The sequence below is a fragment of the Azohydromonas lata NBRC 102462 genome (assembly GCF_001571085.1).
GTDB lineage: Bacteria > Pseudomonadota > Gammaproteobacteria > Burkholderiales > Burkholderiaceae_C > Azohydromonas > Azohydromonas lata.
The window spans coordinates 46,838-53,152 of sequence record NZ_BCTC01000042.1; the positions used below are offsets into that span (position 1 = coordinate 46,838).

Here is a 6,315-nt window from a genome sequence, read left to right on the forward strand (position 1 = left end):
CCAGCCCCAGATGCGCGCGCCGGGTATTTGACGGCAAGCACATCCGGCAGCCAGACGGCGCCGAAACCGGCCTGCAAATCGCAGGCGGAAATGACCTCGTCCAGCCACGGCACATCCATTCTCTGGACTTGGCCAAAAAATACAGGATGGCGCCCTTGGCCTGACTTTATGTGGCGACTGAAACCTGTCGCTCGGCGGCGAGCCAGGAAAAAAATTCCGTGATTTCTTCCACATCCATTTCCTTGGGATGGCGTTTGCCGTGGAAAAGAATGAAGCGCTTGGCCTGGCCGACGTAGGCTTCTTCGGTGCGCAACGAAAATAGTGGCGCAGCGTGGATTTCCGCGCGCAGGCGGTCGAGCAAGTAGGGCGATTTAAACTGATTTTCGTCAAAGCTGGGGCCTGATTTCGTGTAGTTGCTGGGTTCGGCGACAGGAAAATTCCAGGCTTCGAAGTCGTGGAGGGCGTTGGCGGTGTCCAAGCGCTTTTTTTTGCGGCCTAACGCACCGCAGGCAGACCCGGAACGTAAGGCGATCTCATCACCGTGCTGAGAATGGACGGCCGGGTGATGATGGCGGGTTCGAGTTGTTTAGGCCGCATCGGCGCCTTGTTACCGATCGGGTCAATTAACGTTGGGTGTTATTGCAATAACCATATGTCCATAGCAACCCAATTCCAGGCAAACCTGGGAGCCGAAGTGACCGCACTGCTGGGCTCGAAACATCGGTTCTTCAAGTCTCGGATGGATATCCGAGCCGAAGCACCACAGGGCCACAACGTTGTTATCTTGTCAGGCTCGAATAAGTATTCACCATTCATCGACGTTGCCTTCTACTTTGGCAAGAACTTTGCTGCCGTAAAGGCGTTGGAGCCTAAGCACGGTCTGCACCATTTTCTCTATCATATTCAGAAATATTCTTATAACCGAGCATCGTTTTCTGAGTTTTCCTTCGATGGGCCTTGTACTTGGTCGATCGATATCAATAACCCTCCTTCCAATCTTGCGCAAGAGATTGCGGCTGCAATAAAACCATGAACCTCCAAATGCAACTTGTCTCGCGGATATTCATTGCCATCAGCTTGCTGGTCTTCGCAGCCCCATTCTGCTGCGCGGCAAATGAAAGTTGGCCTTCAACCGTGGTCAAAATTGAAGACTTGAGAACCACCTCGGAATTCGAAATACGTATTCCGGCCATAGTGGTGAAGGGCAAAGTAACCGGACCTGCCATCATCCGAGCGCATGTAGCCACGGACGGCGCAGTGGTTCGGACAGCACTTCTGTCTTCCTGTGGAAATGCAGACCTGGATGAAGCATCGTTGCGCGCCATAAGGGCAATGCGATTTGATCCTTACCTGGTGAATGGCGAACCAACCGATGTTTCACTTGTATTGCCCGTGCACATTCCCAAAAATTTCGGCCGAAGCAGATAAGCCGCACATTTTGCCTTTTACCCAACAAAAGGGTGCCATTTAAAACAGTTCATCATATTTTGATGAATGTGGGAGCGTGGTCGGCAGTCCATATCGGAAAATGGAGCTCCTGGTCTTTGCTGGTCATCATGACATTCACCATCGTGGCCAATCTCAAACATATCAAGGGGCGCATTCATGTTCCCGCGTAACAGGGCCAACGACCCCGGCATACGATGCAGCAAATCCAGTTCGGTGCTGCGCACGCTTGAGAAGAGCCCTTTGCCTATTCGGCGTTGATCGCAAGCTCACGGTCTATCAATTTTCGGAACATGCAACACCCAACCAACAGTAAAAAACGGGCCCTACAATGGCCCCTTCTAAAACAAAAAAAGTTTTCGGAGATGCTGAGGCTGGCGGCCGCTGATTGGTTCAAGTCCAAGCATCTCCCCACGCATGCTCGCATGCCCTACTGCCTGGGAGAATGGGAACAATGGCCATCCAACCTGATCCTGCCTGAAGTAGCCGACTATATTCAAAAGCAGCGCGAAGCCGCCGCCGAGAAAAAATCGCCTTTCCCCCTGCACAAATATCTCCATCATGGGATGAGCAGCCAGGCCATGGCATTCAATCTCATTGGACCGCTCATCACGAGACGTGATTATTCCCCACTCATCTCCCTTTTGGAATCCAAGAACGTGGAAGGCGCCTCGGAAATCGCCGAAGCCGTTTTCGAATACAAGGACAGGAAGGTGTTCAACGAGGATGCGGGACAACCCACCTCCATCGATATTGCGCTCAAGGACAAGAACGGCCAGCCCTTCATTTTCATCGAGTCGAAGTTCGATGAACGAGCGTTCGGCGGCTGTTCGGTGTTTGGGCTTGGGGACTGTTCTGGAGCCAGCCCCATTGGCTTTGAAGACGATTGCTTCCTGCACTTCATCGGCCGAAAGTATTGGCCACTCATGAGCAAGCACGGCATCACGGACCAATTGAAGAATGAACGCCAGTGCATATTTGCCATGCACTACCAGTTTTTCAGGGAAATTCTTTTCTCCATCGAAAAGAATGGCACTTTCGTCCTGCTGAGCGACGAACGAAGCCCCGTGTTTTCAAGTCGCGCCGGTGAAGACAGGCGCAGCTTGATGCCTTTTCTTACCAGCTTCTTGCCCGAGAAATTAAAATCCAGGGTAGTCGCTATCAGCACACAAGAATTGGTCAGGGAAATCGAGCACAATCCAAGGCACGAAGACTGGATACCGGAATTCAAGAAAAAGTATGCAATGAACGCTCTTTGATTTCCTGCCAGTCCACATCCGTCGATGGCGACATCACCGCCTACTCAGGAGACGCACCATGCCCACCGGCACTGTTCATCTTCACCGCGTGCTGCGCGCACCGGCCCAACGGGTTTATCGAGCATTTGTGGAGGGCGATGCACTCGCGAAATGGCTGCCGCCCCACGGCTTTACCTGCCAGGTACACCACCTGGAAGCCAAGGTTGGCGGCACATTCAAAATGTCGTTCACCAATTTCTGCTCCGGCCACGCCCACTCCTTCGGCGGCGAGTATCTGGAATTGGAACCAGGCCGGCGCATTCGCTACACGGACCGGTTTGACGACCCCAACTTGGCCGGCGAATTGCAGGTCACGATTGAATTGACGGAGGTGTCCTGCGGCACGGACATGCGCATCGTGCAGTCCGGCATTCCGGAGGCCATTCCCGTCGAGATGTGTTATCTCGGCTGGCAAGAATCCCTGGCGCAATTGGCGGCGCTGGTGGAGCCTGAGATTCCGGGCTGAACTGGAAGCCGCCCTTGGCGGCTTCCTGCCCAGCGAATGACGCCGCTCAGGCGTGCGTCAGCCCCACAAAGGCTTCCATCACCTTGTGCGGGTTCTTCATCAACTCCGCCTTCCACTCGCCCAGCGCGCGGCCGGAGTGGATGAGCCCGCGCAGGGCGCCCACGTGGCGCGGCTGGCCTATGGTGATGGCGCCCACCAGGCGGTCGCCGTGGAAGCACAGCCGGGTGTAGAGGTTGCGCGCCTCGTCGGTCAGCTCCACGACTTCGCCGCCCTCGCGGCCCTTCCACTCGCCAAAGGTGTGCGAGATCAGGCCCACCGTGTCCAGCACGTTCATGCTCAGGCTGCCGCGGTAGGGCACGTCCTTGCCCACCATGTTGAGCGCCGCAATGCGCCCGTGCTCCGTGGCCGTGGGCTGCAGCGCGTGCACCACCCACTCGCCCGTCGAGAAGTCGCGGCCCTGCGCCACGTCGCCCGCGGCGTACACGCAAGGCACCGTGGTGCGCATGCGGTCGTCGATGACGATGCCCTGGTCGATCTTGGCGCCCGTGCCCTCCAGAAAGGCGATGTTGGGATGCACGCCGGTGGCCAGGATGATGAGGTCGGCGTCTATGGTGCGCGTGTCCATCACCAGGCGCGGGCCGGGCTCGATGCGCTCGGTGCGGCCGGAGGTGATGACCTCCACGCCCTTGCCCTCCAGCCAGCGCTGCAGCATGCGGCTGCCCACGGGGGTCATCATGGTGCGCAGGATCTGCCCGGCACGGCCGGCAATCACCGACAGCTTCACGCCCGTGCCCACCAGCGCCTTCATGCACACGCCCGCCACGAAGCCGGCACCGATCATCACCACGCGGGCGCCGGGCTTGAGCTTGTCGGCAATGGCGCGGGCGTCTTCCAGCGTCCAGCACGTCACCACGCCGGGCAGGTCCGTGCCGGGAATGGGCGGCAGCGAGGGCGAGGAGCCCGTGGCCACCAGCAGCCGGTCGTAGTCCAGCGTGCTGCCGTCGTCCAGCTCCACCGTGCCGCCGGTGGGCCGGGCCTGCACGCGCAGTGCCTTGCGGTTGAGGTAGCGGATGCCCAGCGTCTCGTAGTGCAGCGGCGTCTTGCGCTGCAGCGCGCCGGCTTCGTCAATCGAGCCGTTGAGGATGTAGGGGATCGCCATGCGGGCATAGGGCTCGCCCGGCTCGCCGCTGACCAGCGTGATCAGCCCATCCGGGTCGTGCTCGCGCAGCGCCTCCACGGCCCGCACGCCGGCGGGGCCGGCACCGATCACGACGTACTTCATTGCCATGCTCATTCCTCAAAAATGCAGGCAGGCATCGTGGTCAAAGCGGCTGACGCGGGGCTGAAAAAATAGGGCAATGCATGCATAAGTTGGCCTGCATCAGGCAACCCTTCACAGCGTGGGCAGCTCGACCGTGAAGGTGCTGCCCCGCCCCGCCCCGTCGCTGGCGGCGCTGATGTGGCCGCCGTGCATCTCCACCAGGCGCCGCGCCAGCGACAGCCCAATGCCCAGGCCGCCCTGTGAGCGCTCCAGCGCGGCGCCCACCTGCGTGAACAGGTCGAACACCTGGTCCAGCATCTGCGGCGGTATGCCTATGCCGTTGTCGCTCACGGCGATGCTCACGCGCCGCTGCGGCAGGCAACGCGCGGCCAGGCGCACATGCCCACCCTCGCGCGTGTACTTGGCGGCGTTGTTGAGCAGGTTGCTCAAGACCTGCGACAGCCGCGTGGCGTCGGCGTCCAGCAGCACGGGCTCGGCGGGCAGCGCCAGCTCCAGCCGGTGGCCGGCGGCGTCCAGCAGCGGGCGGCTGGTCTCCAGCGCGGCTTCCACCACCGCGCCCAGCGCCACCGGTGCCTTGCGCAGCTCCACCTTGCCGCGGCTCACGCGGGAGACGTCGAGCAAATCGTCCACCAGCCGGACCATGTGGGCGAGCTGGCGCTCCATCAGCTCCCGCGCGCGCACGCCCACGGCGCTGCCGGCCTCGGCGTGGCGCAGTATGGCCAGGCCGTTGGAGATGGGCGCCAGCGGGTTGCGCAGCTCGTGCGCCAGGGTGGCGAGAAACTCGTCCTTGCGCGCGTCGGCCTCGCGCAGCGCCTGCTCCACCTGCTTGCGCTGCGTGATGTCGCTGAACAGCAGCGCCACCTTGTGCTCGGCCGGGTTGCCGATGCGAAAGGCGAACACGTCGAACCAGCGGCCCATGGAGGGCGCGTGGTCCTCGAAGCGCAGCGGCTCGCCCGAGACCGCCACGCGCGCGTAGGTGTGCACCCACGTCAGCTCCAGGTTGGGAATGAGCTCGCGCGCCGTGCGCCCAAGCGCGCCGGCCATGCCGGTGTGGCGCTCGAAGGCCGGGTTGATCTCCACGAAGCGGTAGTCGTGCGGCTGCCCCGCGGCGTCGAAGAGCACCTGCAGGATGCAAAAGCCCTCGTCTATGGACTCGAACAGCGTGCGGTAGCGCGCCTCGCTGCGCACCAGCGCCAGCTCCACGGCCTTGCGCTGGGTGATCTCCAGGAAGAGCACGCAGAACTGGCCGTGGCCCAGGGCGCGGGCGCGGGCCTCGTACCAGCGGTCGTTGAGCGCGGGCACGTGCACTTCGAACTCCGCGGGCTCGCCGCTGTCCACCACGCGGGCGTAGGTGCGTATGAGATCGTCCGGCACGCCCGGAATGACTTCGCGCACCGGGCGGCCCAGTGCGTGCTGCATGGGGATGCCGGTGAGCCGCTCGAAGGCCGGGTTGACCTCGACGAAGCGGAAGTCTGTCATGCGGCCCGCGGCGTCGCGCAGGGCCTCGGCGACGAAGAAGCCTTCGCCCATGCGCTCGAACAGCCCGCGCCAGCGGGCCTCGCCGGCGTGCTGGCCTTGGGGTCCGGGGCCGTCCTCAGCGTGTTCCATGCCGGCATCTTTGCATGGTCGCCCCTGGAGCCGGCGGTGAAGGACTTGGCGATGCGGCGGCACTCCCGCGCGGCCGCATCGCCTGGTGCCGGCGGTTTATTCGCCCAGGTAGGCCGCGCGCACCTTGGGGTCGGCCAGCAGCTGCTTGGCCGGGCCCGTCATGGTGATCTCGCCGGACTCCATCACGTAGCCGCGGTTGGCCAGGCCCAGGGCCC

General features: G+C 61.7%; 8 protein-coding genes and 1 pseudogene. 5 read left to right on the top strand and 4 right to left on the bottom strand.

What is annotated here, in order from left to right:
* Positions 1-166: 166 nt before the first annotated feature.
* The gene (locus tag ALA01S_RS15810; RefSeq protein ID WP_066337977.1) at positions 167-478 is read right to left on the bottom strand and encodes a site-specific integrase; all 312 of its coding nucleotides are present in this window, start codon (positions 476-478) and stop codon (positions 167-169) included.
* A 174-nt stretch (positions 479-652) separates the two neighbouring features.
* On the opposite strand from ALA01S_RS15810, the gene ALA01S_RS33060 reads away from it, so the two are divergent.
* From ALA01S_RS33060 to ALA01S_RS15825, 5 genes and pseudogenes are all read left to right on the top strand, one after another.
* Positions 653-1,033, top strand: coding sequence for a hypothetical protein (locus ALA01S_RS33060; RefSeq protein ID WP_157119036.1), 381 nt, complete (start codon positions 653-655; stop codon positions 1,031-1,033).
* Entirely contained in the window at positions 1,030-1,428 is a 399-nt protein-coding gene (locus ALA01S_RS31895; RefSeq protein WP_084267617.1) for an energy transducer TonB, read from the top strand. The genes ALA01S_RS33060 and ALA01S_RS31895 overlap by 4 nt, the downstream gene beginning before the upstream one ends.
* Positions 1,429-1,496: 68 nt before the next feature.
* Positions 1,497-1,619 (top strand): annotated as a pseudogene (locus ALA01S_RS34815) (DUF817 domain-containing protein); the annotation flags it as partial.
* 120 nt (positions 1,620-1,739) lie between these two features.
* A complete protein-coding gene (locus ALA01S_RS15820; protein ID WP_157119037.1) occupies positions 1,740-2,705 on the top strand; it encodes a PGN_0703 family putative restriction endonuclease in 966 nt (321 codons plus the stop codon).
* A 58-nt stretch (positions 2,706-2,763) separates the two neighbouring features.
* Positions 2,764-3,210, top strand: coding sequence for an SRPBCC family protein (locus ALA01S_RS15825; protein ID WP_066337982.1), 447 nt, complete (start codon positions 2,764-2,766; stop codon positions 3,208-3,210).
* 46 nt (positions 3,211-3,256) lie between these two features.
* Here ALA01S_RS15825 and ALA01S_RS15830 read toward each other — a convergent pair whose 3' ends face one another.
* The 3 genes from ALA01S_RS15830 to ALA01S_RS33070 all read right to left on the bottom strand — a co-directional run.
* Entirely contained in the window at positions 3,257-4,498 is a 1,242-nt protein-coding gene (locus ALA01S_RS15830; protein ID WP_066337997.1) for an NAD(P)/FAD-dependent oxidoreductase, read from the bottom strand.
* 105 nt (positions 4,499-4,603) lie between these two features.
* The gene (locus tag ALA01S_RS15835; protein WP_066337984.1) at positions 4,604-6,100 is read right to left on the bottom strand and encodes a sensor histidine kinase; all 1,497 of its coding nucleotides are present in this window, start codon (positions 6,098-6,100) and stop codon (positions 4,604-4,606) included.
* Positions 6,101-6,196: 96 nt separating this feature from the next.
* On the bottom strand, positions 6,197-6,315 hold a 119-nt coding region (locus ALA01S_RS33070), incomplete at its 5' end, for an ABC transporter ATP-binding protein C-terminal domain-containing protein (protein ID WP_507762110.1).